The 611-nt window shown below is 46.5% G+C and carries 1 pseudogene; it reads left to right on the top strand.

What is annotated here, in order from left to right:
* Positions 1 to 611 (top strand): annotated as a pseudogene (locus tag CN692_RS26260) (hypothetical protein); the annotation flags it as partial.

Here is a 611-nt window from a genome sequence, read left to right on the forward strand (position 1 = left end):
AATGCAGCACAAACATTACCGGCATATATGGGACCAAATCCAAATGCAGCACAAACATTACCAGCGTATATGGGACCAAATGCACCACAAACATTACCGGCATATATGGGACCGAACGAAAATTTCCCACAAACAATGCCAGCGTATATGGGACCAAATGAAAATTTCCCACAAACAATGCCAGCATATATGGGACCAAATGCGCCACAAACAATGCCAGCTTACATGGGACCAAATGCACCGCAGACATTACCAGCTTACATGGGGCCAAATTCTAACTATCCATATTATCCAGGTAGAGGAGAAGGAGGAGCATTACCAACATTGCCGAGCTTTGGTTCTATGCCGATGTTGACAGGAATGACTGGAGAAGCTCCTGGTGCAACAGGTGGAGTACCAGTTCCACCAACAGCTATGCCAATGCCATTACCAGCACCAGTTCCTACACCACTACCAGCGCCAATGCCATTGCCTGCACCGTTCCCAGTAAATAATGCGCAAACATTACCAGCATACATGGGGCCGAATCCGAATGCACCACAAACATTACCAGCATATATGGGACCGAATGAAAACTTCTCAGCAACATTACCAGCATATATGGGACCGAA

The organism is Bacillus sp. AFS002410 (assembly GCF_002556365.1).
Classification (GTDB): domain Bacteria; phylum Bacillota; class Bacilli; order Bacillales; family Bacillaceae_G; genus Gottfriedia.